The 14,431-nt window shown below is 57.1% G+C and carries 11 protein-coding genes; 5 read left to right on the forward strand and 6 right to left on the reverse strand.

What is annotated here, in order from left to right; translation table 11 throughout:
* Position 1: 1 nt before the first annotated feature.
* The 3 genes from urtC to urtA all read right to left on the reverse strand — a co-directional run bounded on the left by urtC (position 2) and on the right by urtA (position 4,313).
* Positions 2 to 1,234, reverse strand: coding sequence for an urea ABC transporter permease subunit UrtC (gene urtC, locus RBB44_RS05245; RefSeq protein ID WP_306149396.1), 1,233 nt, complete (start codon positions 1,232 to 1,234; stop codon positions 2 to 4).
* Positions 1,231 to 2,850: an urea ABC transporter permease subunit UrtB gene (urtB, locus tag RBB44_RS05250; protein WP_306149395.1), complete on the reverse strand. Its 1,620-nt coding sequence runs from the start codon at positions 2,848 to 2,850 to the stop codon at positions 1,231 to 1,233. Before urtB ends, urtC begins: the two co-directional genes overlap by 4 nt.
* A 179-nt stretch (positions 2,851 to 3,029) precedes the next feature.
* Positions 3,030 to 4,313, reverse strand: a complete 1,284-nt coding sequence (urtA, locus tag RBB44_RS05255; protein WP_371932296.1) for an urea ABC transporter substrate-binding protein — start codon at positions 4,311 to 4,313, stop codon at positions 3,030 to 3,032.
* A gap of 390 nt (positions 4,314 to 4,703) precedes the next feature.
* On the opposite strand from urtA, the gene RBB44_RS05260 reads away from it, so the two are divergent.
* The 4 genes from RBB44_RS05260 to RBB44_RS05275 all read left to right on the forward strand — a co-directional run bounded on the left by RBB44_RS05260 (position 4,704) and on the right by RBB44_RS05275 (position 11,370).
* Complete coding sequence (locus RBB44_RS05260) at positions 4,704 to 8,096, forward strand: ATP-binding protein (RefSeq protein ID WP_306149394.1); 3,393 nt, start codon at positions 4,704 to 4,706, stop codon at positions 8,094 to 8,096.
* Positions 8,089 to 8,997 (forward strand): DNA-binding response regulator, encoded by a 909-nt coding sequence (locus tag RBB44_RS05265; protein ID WP_306149393.1) that lies wholly within the window; start codon positions 8,089 to 8,091, stop codon positions 8,995 to 8,997. Before RBB44_RS05260 ends, RBB44_RS05265 begins: the two co-directional genes overlap by 8 nt.
* Before the next feature lie 117 nt (positions 8,998 to 9,114).
* Entirely contained in the window at positions 9,115 to 10,143 is a 1,029-nt protein-coding gene (locus RBB44_RS05270; RefSeq protein ID WP_306149392.1) for an AraC family transcriptional regulator, read from the forward strand.
* Between the two features lie 117 nt (positions 10,144 to 10,260).
* Complete coding sequence (locus tag RBB44_RS05275) at positions 10,261 to 11,370, forward strand: acyl-CoA dehydrogenase family protein (protein WP_306149586.1); 1,110 nt, start codon at positions 10,261 to 10,263, stop codon at positions 11,368 to 11,370.
* Positions 11,371 to 11,441: 71 nt separating this feature from the next.
* Here the strand turns inward: RBB44_RS05275 and RBB44_RS05280 are convergent, their stop codons facing one another.
* On the reverse strand, positions 11,442 to 11,738 hold the full coding sequence (locus tag RBB44_RS05280) for an AzlD family protein (protein WP_209172991.1): 297 nt from the start codon (positions 11,736 to 11,738) through the stop codon (positions 11,442 to 11,444).
* A complete protein-coding gene (locus tag RBB44_RS05285; protein WP_306149391.1) occupies positions 11,731 to 12,483 on the reverse strand; it encodes an AzlC family ABC transporter permease in 753 nt (250 codons plus the stop codon). The genes RBB44_RS05280 and RBB44_RS05285 overlap by 8 nt, the downstream gene beginning before the upstream one ends.
* Positions 12,484 to 12,623: 140 nt before the next feature.
* Here RBB44_RS05285 and RBB44_RS05290 point away from each other — a divergent pair, with 140 nt between their 5' ends.
* Positions 12,624 to 13,172 carry a helix-turn-helix domain-containing protein gene (locus RBB44_RS05290; protein WP_306149390.1) on the forward strand — a complete coding sequence of 183 codons (549 nt, stop codon included), beginning with the start codon at positions 12,624 to 12,626 and terminating at the stop codon, positions 13,170 to 13,172.
* A gap of 60 nt (positions 13,173 to 13,232) precedes the next feature.
* On the opposite strand, the gene RBB44_RS05295 is transcribed toward RBB44_RS05290, so the two are convergent.
* On the reverse strand, positions 13,233 to 14,405 hold the full coding sequence (locus RBB44_RS05295; protein WP_306149389.1) for a trypsin-like peptidase domain-containing protein: 1,173 nt from the start codon (positions 14,403 to 14,405) through the stop codon (positions 13,233 to 13,235).
* Between the last annotated feature and the right edge of the window lie 26 nt (positions 14,406 to 14,431).

The following is a 14,431-nucleotide window of genomic DNA, read 5'->3' on the forward strand; positions in this document are numbered from 1 at the left end:
GTTACTCCGCGGGCTGAGGTTCTGATGAGAGTGGTTTGCTCTTTCCTGGCCCGGTAATATTGGCGGGAGCCGCCGGGCTTTGAGGCGGTGTGGTCGGCGGCGTGCCAGACCCGCTTTCCGCGCTTGCTGACACTTTGCGCTGCTTCAGTGCCGTCCACCCTTGTGTGACTGTCCCGACAATGCCCTTGGGTAGGAACAGGGTAACCACCACGAACAGGCCGCCGAGAGCGAACAGCCAGATGTCAGGGAGGACGGCGGTGAACCAGGTTTTAGCGAAGTTCACAAGAACGGCTCCGAGGACGGCGCCGACCAGTGTCCCACGCCCGCCAACTGCGACCCAGATCACCACTTCAATGGAGTTGGCTGGCGCGAATTCGCCCGGGTTGATGATGCCGACTTGAGGAACATAAAGCGCACCTGCAATCCCGGCCATCATCGCTGAAATGGTCCAGACAAAGAGCTTGTAGTGTTCGACCCTGTAGCCGAGGAACCGTGTCCGGCTTTCCGCATCGCGCACGGCGACGAGCACCTTGCCCAGTTTGGACCGCGTGATCGCGCGGCAGATGATATAACAAAGGCCGAGGGCAATCCCGGAGGCTGCGAAAAGCGCCGCTCGGGTCGTGTCCGCCTGAATGTCGAAACCCAGGATGTCCTTGAAGTCGGTCAGCCCGTTGTTGCCACCGAACCCCATGTCATTGCGGAAGAAGGCCAGCAACAGCGCGTAGGTAAGGGCCTGCGTGATGATGGAGAGGTAAACGCCCGTAACGCGCGAGCGGAAAGCAAACCAGCCGAACACGAAGGCTAGAGCGCCTGGAACCAACACCACCATCAGTGCTGCAAACCAGAACATGTCAAAGCCGTACCAGAACCAGGGCAGGGCATCCCAGTTCAGAAACACCATGAAATCGGGAAGGATCGGGTCGCCATAAACGCCCCGGCTACCGATCTGGCGCATCAGGTACATGCCCATGGCATAACCGCCGAGCGCAAAAAAGGCGGCATGGCCGAGCGACAGGATCCCGCAAAAGCCCCAAACAAGATCGACTGACAGGGCAAGCAGTGCATAGGTCAGGTACTTGCCCATCAGCGCAACCGCATAGGTCGGAACATGGAACGGGGAATCTTCCGGGACCAGGAGATTGCCGGCCGGGACAAGCAGGATCACAGCGGTGAGCAGCGCCAGGAAGATACCGGCACGGGCGTCCATGGCCCGGAACAGAAAGGACGTCATCATGCTTCAACTGCCCGGCCCTTGAGGGCAAACAGACCCCGTGGACGCTTTTGAATGAATAGGATGATGAAGACGAGCACCAGGATCTTGGCAAGAACCGCCCCGGCATAAGGCTCAAGGAACTTGTTGACCACGCCAAGGGTCATGGCGCCAACCAGGGTGCCCCAAAGGTTGCCAACCCCGCCAAAGACCACGACCATGAAGCTGTCGATGATGTAGCCTTGTCCGAGGTTCGGGGAAACGTTGTCGATCTGGGAGAGAGCAACTCCGGCAATCCCCGCGATCCCTGAACCGAGGCCAAAGGTCAGAGCGTCGATCCAGGGCGTGCGGATCCCCATGGACGCGGCCATACGCCGGTTTTGGGTCACGGCTCGTGTGTAGAGACCGAACGGCGTTTTCTTCAGGACCAGGATCAGCCCGGCAAAGACCAGCAAGGCAAACAGGATGATCCACATCCGATTGTAGGTAACGGTCATCTGGCCGATTTCGAAGGCGCCTGACATCCAGTCCGGGTTGCCGACTTCGCGGTTTGTCGGGCCAAAGATCGACCGGACGGCTTGCTGCAAAATGAGCGAGATGCCCCAGGTAGCAAGAAGTGTTTCCAGCGGACGGCCATAGAGCCAGCGGATGACGCCGCGCTCAATCCCGATGCCGATAAGGCCAGAGGTCGCGAAGGCAAGCGGAAGAGCAATGAACAGAGAATAGTCGAAAAGGCCCGGCGCGGAAGTGCGGATCAGCTCCTGCACCACAAAGGTGACATACGCACCGATCATGACCATTTCGCCGTGGGCCATGTTGATGACACCCATGACACCGAAGGTGATGGCAAGGCCAATTGCAGCAAGCAGCAAAACGGAGCCGAGCGACAGGCCGTACCAGATGTTCTGAGCTGCATCCCAAGTGGCGATGGACTTCTCGATCTTGGCAACTGCGTTTGCGGCAGCTTCTTGAACCGCGCCCGTGGAGGCGGATTGAGTAGCAATCAGAAGGGAGAGCGCATCCCGGTTGCCCATGTCGGACAACGTTTGAACTGCCCCAAGCTTTTCACTCTCATCCAGATCGGAATTCAGGACGGCCGCCGCTCGCGCCTGCTCCATGACTGTGCGGACGTTGTCGTCGGTTTCGGCGGCAAGCGCTTCATCCAGCGCTTCAATCTTCTCCGGATCCTGGGCTTTGAAAATCGCTTCGGCGGCTGTCATGCGGACAGCCGGATCGGGTGCCTGCAGGGTCAGTGATCCAAGTGCAGCTCGTATGACGCGGCGGAGCCGGTTGTTGACCTTGATCTTTTTGACTTCTCGGCGGCCCGCCGTGCCTGCAGCCTCTCCTGTGAGAGGGTCGGTGAGTTTATAGGATTTCCCCTCCCTTTGAGCGATGAAGACCATTCCGTCAGATTTGCGGAAATAAAGATCGCCCGCGCTGAGCGCTTCAAGCGCTGGCGCAACAGCTGGATCGCCAGTTGCCTTGAGCGCTTCAACCTGGCGCTGGGTTTCGTCGAATTTGCCTTCGGCAAGTTCATTGACCAGCGGCCGGAGCGCTTTGCTGCTGTCTTGTGCGGAAACTGATCCGATTGACAGCACTGCAAGGCATAGGAGAACGAGGAATGATTTCAAAAAGGACATTGGTCCACCGCGGTTGGAAGATATCCGCCAATCATCCTGCGGATCCGCTGTCACGGCGTCTCGAAGGATGAGGTTCCTTTCGGGGAGATGGGCAACAGGAGATCACCTGTTCTTGGCGAGTGGGAAGAAAACGGGACGGGCCCCCATCAACGCCCGTCCCGCATATTCCAGCTCTTAACTTAGGAGCCGGAGCCACCACATTTGCCGGTTACGGTGTTGAAGTTGCCGCAGGACAGCGGAGCGCGCCAGTCCGCGATCAGGTCCTTGGAGCCTTCCAGGTAATCCGACCAGGCATCGCCGACAACGAGACCAGATGTTTCCCAGACGGTTTCAAACTGGCCGTCGTCTTGGATCTCACCAATCAGCACCGGCTTGGTGATGTGGTGGTTCGGCATCATGGCGGAGTAGCCGCCGGTCAGGTTTGGAACGGACACGCCAACGATCGCGTCAATGACAGCGTCCGGATCTGTAGTGCCGGCCTTGTTGACAGCCTCAACCCACATGTTGAAGCCAATGAAATGGGCTTCCATCGGGTCGTTGGTCACACGCTCTTCGTCACCGACAAAGGCTTGCCAGGTCTCTATGAACTCTGCATTGGCGTCGGTGTCGGCGGACTGGAAGTAGTTCCAGGCTGCCAAGTGGCCGACGAGCGGAGCGGTGTCGAGGCCGGCGAGTTCTTCTTCACCCACGGAGAAGGCAACAACCGGGATGTCTTCCGCTTTGATGCCGGCGTTGCCGAGTTCCTTGTAGAACGGAACGTTTGCGTCACCGTTGATGGTGGAGACCACGGCGGTCTTTTTGCCAGCTGACCCGAAGGCCTTGATGTCGGAGACGATCGTCTGCCAATCGGAATGACCGAACGGCGTGTAGTTGATCATGATGTCTTCTTCAGCAACACCCTTGGACTTGAGGTATGCTTCAAGGATCTTGTTGGTCGTACGCGGATAGACGTAGTCGGTACCTGCCAGAACCCAGCGCTCGACGCCTTCTTCGTTCATCAGGTAATCAACAGCCGGGATGGCCTGCTGGTTCGGCGCAGCACCGGTGTAGAAGACGTTGCGCTGGGATTCTTCGCCCTCGTACTGGACCGGGTAGAACAGAAGAGAATTCAGCTCTTCAAAGACCGGAAGAACGGATTTGCGGGAGACGGACGTCCAGCACCCAAAGACCGCATCAACACCGTTCACTTCGATGAGCTCACGCGCCTTTTCGGCAAACAGCGGCCAGTCGGAAGCCGGGTCTACGACAACAGCTTCGAGTTTCTTGCCGAGAAGGCCACCCTTCTTGTTCTGCTCTTCGATGAGCATCAGCATGGCGTCTTTCAACGTGGTTTCGGAAATCGCCATCGTGCCGGAGAGCGAGTGCAGAATACCAACCTTGATGGTTTCCTCAGCTGCGGCACCGCCGATCATGGTGGACGCCATCAGGCCGCCCAGCATCAGTTGCTTGAATGTCTTGGTCATTGACTTTCCCCTCTTGAGTGACGTCACCAGCCCCCATGCCGGTGCGAGGCGGCTGGAAGGAGTGCCGCTGTCGGAGAAAGATCGTGCGGTGGTTTGTTGCGGTGCGGTATACGTCAATTGACGTAAGTTGCCGGTCACTGTCATCTAAGCTTCTGAAATTATGAGTGTAATTTTGGCGAGTTGTCGCGTGGACTGCTCAGGCAGGGAAGGTAACCCGACAAAATCACTTCTATCACCCTATCTGCAGATTGGCGGTGGCTGCTTCCTCTCAAAGGGCTGGCGCAAAACTTGCTCTGCTTCATCAAAACGAAAAAACGCGGAGCGCAAGTGGGGAATGGAGGCTCGAATCTGCCTGCAGAAAGGGCGGCTGCCTATTATTGAGGCAGCTCAGTGACGGCGCGCCAACGCATCGTGCCGATCCGGCGCCAGTATAACAAATGGGTCAACAATCAGACCCTTGAGGATTATGCGCTCCGGTTCACCGCCAAGGGCGCACGGAAATTCTCATCCCGTGCCATTTCCCAAACGGCCATTGGGGCCATATCTTTCCTTGCTCTGGAAGCGATCGGTGGAGCGATCACGCTCTCCCACGGCACGGCGAATGCCTTTCTCGCGATTTTCGTCGGAAGCCTGGTCCTTTTGATCGTCGGCCTGCCGATAAGCCGGTATGCGGTCCGATATGGCGTGGACATTGATCTTCTGACTCGCGGGGCAGGGTTTGGCTATATCGGATCAACAATTACATCGCTGATCTACGCCAGTTTCACCTTTATTCTCTTCGCGATCGAAGCCTCGATCATGTCTGGGGCTTTGGAGTTTGCATTCGGGATACCGCTTTGGCTCGGCTATATCATCAGCGCGGTCGCGGTTATTCCTCTGGTCACGCATGGCATCACCTGGATCAGCCGGTTTCAGTTGGCGACCCAGCCCTTCTGGATCATCCTGAACATTCTACCCTTCGTCTTCATTCTGTTTACGGACTGGCAGGCCCTCGGCACCTGGCTGAGTTTTTCCGGCATTGACCCGGCAACTGGTGCGCCAAAAGCCGCACAAAGCGGCTGGGACAGCATCAGTCTGATCAGCTTTGGCGCAGCATCCGCTGTGATCCTTGCTTTAATGGCACAGATCGGAGAGCAGGTTGATTTTCTGCGGTTTTTGCCGGCCACTGACCACGGTAGGAAGCGTCACAGGCTGGCAGTATTCCTCGCCGGGCCCGGTTGGGTCATTCTCGGTGCACCGAAGATGATCGCCGGGTCGTTCCTCGCGGTTCTTGTCTTGTCCCACGGCGTGCCGGTCGAGCATGCGGACGATCCATCAAGAATGTATACCGTGGCGTTCGGATACATGATTCCGAACGAGACAGTTGTGCTGTTGCTGATGGCTGCCTTTGTTGTTGTGGCGCAGCTCAAAATCAACGTGATGAATGCCTATGCGGGCTCGCTTGCCTGGTCGAACTTCTTCTCCCGTCTAACCCATTCGCATCCGGGCCGGGTTGTCTGGCTCGTGTTCAATGTGGTTATCGCGCTTCTTTTGATGGAGCTGGGCATCTACCGGATGCTGGAGGAAACGCTGGGTGTTTTCTCAATCATCGCCATGGCTTGGCTTTCAGCTATCTCGGCTGATCTCTTCATCAACAAACCGCTCGGTCTTTCCCCGCCCGGGATCGAATTCAAGCGGGCGCACCTTTATGACATCAACCCTGTCGGCACTGGCGCGATGCTGCTGGCTGCGGGCTTTGCACTCGCCGCGCAGTTCGGCTATTTCGGTAAGGTGGCCGCAGCGCTCTCGACCTTCCTTGCCATGGCCATCGCGTTCGTGGCTGCACCGCTCATCGCCTGGGCGACCAAGGGCCAATACTACCTTGCGCGCAAGCCGCGCAAAAGTTGGCAGGCGCGAGATCACATAGCCTGTTCCATTTGCGAGAATCCTTTTGAGCCGGAAGATATGGCGTACTGTCCCGCCTATCAGGCACCGATCTGCTCCCTGTGTTGCTCGCTGGATGCCAGATGTCATGATTCCTGCAAACCCAAGGCGCGCCTGAATTATCAGCTCGGGTCGGTGGCTGGTGCAGTGCTGCCAGTGCCGGTCATGGAGATGTTTCAGACACGGCTTGGCCGGTATGCGCTGACGGCCGTCTTCGGTATCGCTGCAATTGGAGCTGTGCTCTGGATCATCTATGCCCAAGCGGTCAGCCGCCTTGGAGATCCAACCGGGATTTTGGGCGAAATCGTCGCCCTCATCTTCTTCGTCTTCGCGATCGCGGCTGGTATCGCGTCCTGGTTCCTGGTGCTTGCGCATGACACCCGCCATGTGGCTGAAGAAGAATCCGCCCGCCAGAACGCTCTTTTGCAGAAGGAAATTGACGCTCACAATGTCACCGATGCCGCGCTTCAAAAGGCCAAGGAAGATGCGGAAGCTGCCAATCTTGCGAAAAGCCGCTATGTGGTCGGCCTCAGCCATGAACTGCGGACGCCTCTCAATGCAGTCCTCGGTTATGCCCAGGTTTTGGAGCGGGATGAGGCGCTGCCGACAGCCCGAAAACCGGCTGTGACGACCATTCGCCGAAGCGCCGAGCACTTGTCCGGCTTGATCGACGGATTGTTGGATATTTCACGGATTGAGGCCGGCCGATTGCAGGTCTATTCGAATGAGATCAATTGCCACGAGTTCCTTGATCAAATCGTTGACATGTTCCGAATGCAGGCGAAAGCAAAGGGACTGGACTTTCATTTCGAACGGGCTGACAACCTGCCGGTGATCGTGCGCACCGACGAAAAGCGTCTGCGTCAAATCCTGGTCAACCTGTTGTCGAACGCCATCAAGTTTACGAACGCTGGGCACGTTTCCTTCGCCGTGACCTATAGGTCGCAAGTTGCGAGCTTTGTGGTCGAGGACAGCGGTCCCGGCATCCCCCTCAATGAACAGGCAAAAATCTTCGAACCCTTCGCGCGCAGTGCAACTCAGGAGACCGACAGGATCCCAGGCTTGGGGCTGGGGCTCACGATTACAAAGCTGCTGACCGAAACGCTGGGTGGCGCTGTTGCGCTCTCCAGTTCTGAGGGAGACGGCTCCAGGTTTGAAGTCCGGCTCATGCTGGCTGCAGTTGATAAGCCTGTGACAGCGGTTCGCCGTGAAAAACGGATCAGCGGCTACGTGGGGCCTCGTAAGACGATCGCGGTGATCGACGACAATCCGGACCACCGGGCACTGGTACGCGATATCCTCGATCCAATTGGCTTCGTTGTTCTGGAGGCTGCGAGTGCCAACCAGTGTGTTGAAGTTGTCTTGCCCCTCAAGCCGGACCTCTATCTTGTAGACATCCTTATGCCCGGGACAAACGGCTGGGAGCTGGTCAAGGATCTGCGGATGAAAGGGGAAACAGCCCCGGTCATTATGCTGTCGGCCAATATCGGTGATCAGGCGCTGAAACCGGAAGGGCCAACCAATCACACTGCGTCGCTCGCCAAGCCGTTTGATATTCACCAGCTGCTCGATCTGATCCAACATCATACGGGTGTCGAATGGAGCGAACATGCGCAGGTGGAATCAGATTTGGCACTTTCTCAAAGCTCTGGATTGACGTCACCGGGAGGGCGCCATGTTGCCGATCTGATCAATCTCGCTGAAATTGGCTATGTTGAGGGGATTGAGGCGAAGTTGACGGAGCTGACCGAAGACCCGGTCAACGAGCCGCTGGTTCGAGCGCTGCAGGAGCACCTGAGCCGGTTCGATTTTGAAGGGTACAAGGATGTGTTGAACGGATTGGAGAGGCAGGATGGATAGCCGCCGCGACACCGTTCTTGTGGTTGACGACAGCCCGGACTCCCTCGGCTTTGTGACAGAAGCTCTGAAAAAGACCGGCATCGCGGTCCTGGTTGCGACCAGTGGTGAAGCAGCTCTCTCCATCTGCGAGCGGGTAACCCCGGACACAATCCTCATGGATGCAGTGATGCCGGGGCTCGACGGGTTCGAAACCTGCCGGAAGCTCAAGGAGAACCAAGGCCTTCAGCATGTTCCTGTAATCTTCATGACAGGGCTTTCAGAGACCGAACACATCGTAAAGGCACTGGATTGCGGCGGGGTCGACTTTCTCACCAAGCCCATTGATGTTGATGAGCTGAAGGCCCGGATCAAGGTGCATTTGCGCAACGCCCGATCCGTTCAGAGCGCGCATGTTGCGCTCGATGCCGCCGGACGGCATCTCGTCGCTGTATCCTCGGAAGGGGCGATCCTGTGGACCACGCCCCAGATCCACACCCTTTTGGCGCGGACCGGCGCTGCAGATGCAACGCTTTTTCAGCTGGGCCGTGCGCTCGGCGAATGGCTTGAGAGCAGTGCAGATGCGCCACGGCGCGGCAGCTTCATGTTGGGACTGTCCGAAGAATTGGCCGTCCAGCTCTATCCTCTCGGCCGCGTTGGGCCGGATGAGAATCTCTTTCGCGTGACGGCGGAAGACGAGGAGGGGCAAGTGCGGGCGCTGCAAATCGAGTTTCAGTTGACCCAGCGCGAAGCAGAAGTCCTGATCTGGATTGCCAAAGGCAAGTCCAACAAGGATATTGGCGAAATCCTGAACCTGAGCCCACGAACGGTGAACAAGCACCTTGAGCAGATCTTTGTAAAGCTTGGTGTCGAGAACCGCGCCTCCGCCGCCGTTCGGGCTGCAGAGGTCATGTTCGCGCTCTAAATCTCCAGACTCGGTAACCGTGCTTAATCTGCCAACTGTGGCAGCGGGATGGACATTTGCGCCTGTTTCTGGCACTCAAGGTGATCATAATTGACATAAACTTACAAAACACGAGTTATGACAACTGCATATTCAGGTCTGGTGAGCAATCTTCTGCGAGGGTATGCCGAGGCTGGTTACAGTCGGGCAGATGCACTCACCGCGGCCAAGCTTGAGTGTTTGTCGGATGCGCCGACAGCGCAGGATTTCATCCGCCTCAGCCGCGCAATCTCCCTTCAGATGAACGACGAGTTCGCCGGGCAGCTGGAGCGGCCGCAGCGCATTGGCACGCTGGCACTGATGGCAGAACATGCTTCCCGCGGACAGACGGTCGGTGGCGCGTTCTCGCGGCTGGCGGAATTTATGAACATGCTGGACAACACGTTCACTGTGACATTTTCCACTGCCGGTTCAGAGTGCCGGTTTCAGCTCGAGCGCACGACCCCAGCCTTTCCGAAGTCGGAATTTGGTATTGAGGCTATATTGGTGTTGATGCACCGGCTGACGGGGTGGCTCGCCGGTAAATGGCTGCCGCTGTCGTCGGTCTGGTTCGACTATCCACGGCCAGCCTGGGCGTCAGGCTGCAACGAACTCTTCCCCGGCGCACTTCCCTCGTTTTCCTCAGAAAGCAGCGGCTTTTCTATGCCGGTTGATGTTCAGGCCTGGCCTTTACAACGGAGTGAAGAGGCCGCCGTTGCCTGGGCCCGGCGCACGCCGATGGATGCCTTCATGCCCGTGGCATTGCTTCAGGATGTGTCGCAAGAAGTGGCGGGTCTGATTGAAGCGGCGATCGTTGAAAACAGGCCATTGCCGTCCATGGATGAACTTGCCAGCCTACTTGAGGTGCCGGTCTACACGCTGCGACGCCGTTTGAAAAAAGAAGGTGTCTCACTTCCAGATATCCGACTTCAGGTCAAGCGGGACCATGCCCGTGCGATGCTGGCGGAAACAGGCGAGAGTATCGAAGCCATCGCACTGCGCCTCGGATTCAGTGAGACCAGCGCTTTCATTCGTGCTTTCAAAGAGTGGACAGGCGTGACACCACGAACATACCGGCAATCCGGACGTCTTCAGGTTCCTGTGCCGGGTCATCGCACATTCAGATAGAAATTGACAAAAAGTAACAAGTGCGCCACCTTTCCGTAAACGTAAGAATTGGACCCTTGGGAGGTTATCGTGTCTGTTTTTGCCGCCACCGCATCCTGGCCTCAGGAAGAGCACCGAATGTTCTACGATTCAGCGTCGCGTTTGCTGGATGATGAAATGGTGCCGAACATCGAAAAGTGGAACGATCAGGGTGTCGTTGACCGCGAGTTCTGGACCAAGACCGGCGAGGCCGGAATTCTGGGCGCTGCGCTTCCCGAAGAGTTTGGCGGCGCCGGAGCCCCGATCAGCTTTGATGCGGTGACGGCCTACCTCCAGGGTCGCAAAGGCGAGAGCAGCTGGGGTTTTTCCATCCAGTCGATCGTCAATCACTATGTTACAGCTTATGGCACGGACAGCCAGAAAGAGCGCTGGCTGCCGAAGCTTGCCTCCGGCGAATATGTCGGTGCGATTGCCATGACCGAACCCGGCACCGGGTCCGATCTTCAGAGCGTCAAGACGTCAGCTGAGCTTGTCGGCAATGAGTACGTGCTGAACGGATCGAAGATTTTCATCACCAATGGCCAGACTGCAGACCTGATCATTGTTGTCGCCAAGACCGACAAGACGAAAGGGTCGAAGGGCGTCTCCCTCCTGGTTCTAGAAACTGAGGGCGCAGATGGGTTCACGCGGGGACGGAACCTCAAGAAACTCGGCTGCAAGGCGAATGACACATCCGAGTTGTTCTTCGAAGACGTGCGCGTACCCCCGGAGAACCTTTTGGGAGGCGAAGAAGGGCAGGGTTTTTATCAGCTGATGAAGCAGCTGCCCTGGGAGCGGCTGATCATTGCCTGTCTGGCGCTGGGTGTAATCGACTTCGCGATCGATGAGACGGTTCGCTACGTTCAGGACCGCAAAGCCTTTGGTCAGCGCGTGATGGACTTTCAGAACACGCGTTTCAAGCTGGCCGAGTGCAAGACCAAGGCGGAAGTGCTGCGCAGTTTCGTGAATGACTGTATTGCGCGGATGGACGAGGGCACGCTGGATGCGGCAACTGCATCCATGGCGAAATACTGGGGTACGCAAGTTCAGAACGAGATCGCCAACGAATGCCTGCAGCTGCATGGCGGCTATGGCTATATGATGGAGTATCCGATTGCCCGCATCTATGCCGATTCCCGGGTGCAGATGATTTATGGCGGCAGCAATGAGATCATGAAAGAGCTGATCGCCCGGTCCATAGACATCTGATCGGCTGCAGCGGCACCAAGTAATACAGTTAGCGGCCGGAGGGATCTTCCCTCCGGCCGTTTTTCAGTGCGTTAGAGCCCAAGGCTGCGCAGGGCGACGACACTGAAAATCCCCGCGGAAACGCTGATGATCAGGGAAAAACGCAATGTCAAAACGCCTGCCAGGATGATCGCGATGGCCTCCGCGGGCCCCTCCGTCGTTGCGGCGGGGGCAACCAGCGCGGTGAGGACGGCCACCGGGACGGCATCGAGCGCAGCTTCCGCGCGGTGATGAAGCGCACCAAACCGCGACAGAATCAGATGCCCGCCGGTTCTTGTGAGGTAAGTGGCCAGGGCGCACAGGCAGATGATCAGAACAGTGTTATCCATGGGACGCCTCTCCTTTCGGACGGCTGAGTAGGGCGGCTGCGGCAAGGCCGCAAAGGCCGCCAATCGTGATGTGCCAGGGACTGCCGATCGTGTGGAAGGCGAGGGTTGAGGCGGCTGCACTGACCAGCAGGATCACTCCAAACCCGCGGCGGGTGTGAAAACCGGCGACAAGGCCAGCGAAATAAATCGGAAGCATCACATCGAGACCGAAGGCGGCCGGATCTTCAATCAGCGACCCGAAGGCAGCGCCGAGGCAGTTGGACGTGATCCAGACGACATAAATTGCAGCTGCGAACGAAAAGTAATAGGCGGGTCGGAGGCCATCCCGGCCCGCGCGGCGCTCGGCAGCTGCATATTGCGGATCAACCAGAACGAAAAAAGCCAGTGCCTTCTGCAAGGTCGTAAACTTGCTCAAATGCCGGCCGACGGCGGCCGAATAGAGCACATGCCGGAAGTTCACCGCAAAGACCGTTAAAACGATAGACCAGGCCGGCACGCCCTGGCCGAGCAAGTCCAGCATAACGAACTGACTAGCCCCAGCGTAAATGGACATCGATGTCAGCAGGAGCTCGCCAAAGGTCAGTCCGTTCTCCAGCGCAATAGCGCCGAATACGGCTGCAAACGGCGCAACGGCAAACAAGATGGGCAGGGCATCCCGGATACCGTCCGAAATATCGGATCGGAAGGTGCTTGTTGGTTTGCCTGCGAAGTCGGGCGTTCCGCCGTCATTGCGTGTCATGCTCATGAGTGTCGCCTGAGAGGTGCTAATTCGATAATGATCGTTCGATATAAAGAACGGTGTTTGAATAAATGAACTATTGGATGGCGTTTGTCAAATCGAACACATGAGTGTTAAAACGAACGAACAACAAGAGACCACGCGACATGACACCGATCACCCTCATTGCAAAAGCCATTCAACGAGAAAGATTGAAAGCAGACATGAGCTTGTCTGCGCTTGCAAAGACCGCCGGGCTCGCAAAGTCGACCTTGTCCCAGTTGGAGGCGGGGCAGGGCAACCCGAGTGTTGAAACGCTTTGGGCAATCGCGAGTGCACTCAATATCCCGTTCAGCTTCCTGTTTGAGACTGGTACGACGGATAAAACACTCATCCGGGCCGGGGAAGGGGATCCGGTCGCCTCGGAAGCAGCCGGCTTTACCGCTGTCCTGCTGGCAAATTGCCCGCCTGGCCGCCGCCGCGATCTTTACCGGACCAGCCTTTCCGGCGGTGCACTCCGCTCGGCCGAGCCGCATCCAGCAGGCACGATTGAACATGTTTTCGTCGCAAACGGCGAGATCCGCGTCGGCCCCGCGGACGAACCGGAAACCCTCTCAGAAGGGGACTATTTCCGGTTTTCCGGCGATGTCGCCCACAGCTATGAAGTCCTCTCTGAAGAGGCTGTCATTCTTCTGGTGATGGAAAGCCCGGTCTAGGGTCAGTATCTCTTTCGAACAGGGCAGCCTCAGTCTCGTGGTCTGATGCCACATTGCGCGCTAGGCAATGTCAACGTATCCGACAATTCCCTCATAGGTGTATTGCGAGAGCGTGTTGATCACGCTGTCCCGTTCCGCTTGAACAGCTGTATAGAAATGGGTTCCCGTTTCCGTATTAAAAAAACGATAGAGTGCAATGTCGTCGGCGTCCGCAGTACTGTGGAGGTGATAGGCAACGCCTTCATAGTTGAACTGAGGCAGAGTTGAGATCACTGAGTCGCGTTCCGTGGCGCTTGCTGTGAAGAAATGCGTGCCCGTATCTGTGTTGTAAAACCGGTAGAACTCGACCGCATTGGAACCCGTGCTGTCGACACTTTTATAAGCGACGCCTTCGTAGCTGTATTGGGATGAGCTCGTGTTGATCGAGGTCGCCTCGGCATAAGCCGAGGTGTAAAAATGTGTCCCGGTTGAGCTGTTGTAGAAGCGGTAAACACCATCTTCGACCAAGTCGATCGTTACCGTGCTGCCGCTTGATGTGGGATCAAACCTGCCGCCGGACAGTGCCACATCGTTGTCGCGAATATAGTCGCGCAACCAATACTCATGGCCGGCAATATCAACAGCCGCGATGCCGGTGGAGACAATTCCGACCACATAGGGACCATCACCGTAGTCATAGAATATTGGGCCGCCCGAGTTGCCGCTGTTGACCTCAAGGTCCCCGTTGTAGAGAAACGCATAGTCGTTGAAAGGCGCGTTGCTGACGGAGCCGGTGTCATACATGGGCTGCCGGCCATAAATGCCCGGGTATCCCAGAACACCCACGTTCCCGCCGTTGAACCCGTAGTCCATTCCCATCCAGCCATAGACGTCTCCGGCTGCCTCGCTAAGAGTGAATAGGGCGATATCAAGTTCGGTCTCCCCTAGAGTGCCGGAATTGAAATCACCCCAATACAAGCGTCCATCTGCGTCTGGATCGAAATCTGGGAAATAGTGAACCGTCGACCATTCGACAGTGTCGTTGGAAAAGTCGTCGGGATCGTAGGACGGGTAAAGCACAATATCATCGGCAATACCCCAAATAGGGTCATAGACGACATGGGCCGCCGTCAGGATGTCGTTGCGTCCAACGAGAACACCGCTTCCGGTATACGTTCCGTATCCGTACCAGGTCGCTTCGATGTAGATGCCGGTCGTTGCCGGATATATGTCGTCATCAACTTCGTAGGTCATCCTGGCCTCGAATATTCTTTGATACA

The organism is Roseibium sp. MMSF_3247 (assembly GCF_030733765.1).
GTDB lineage: Bacteria > Pseudomonadota > Alphaproteobacteria > Rhizobiales > Stappiaceae > Roseibium.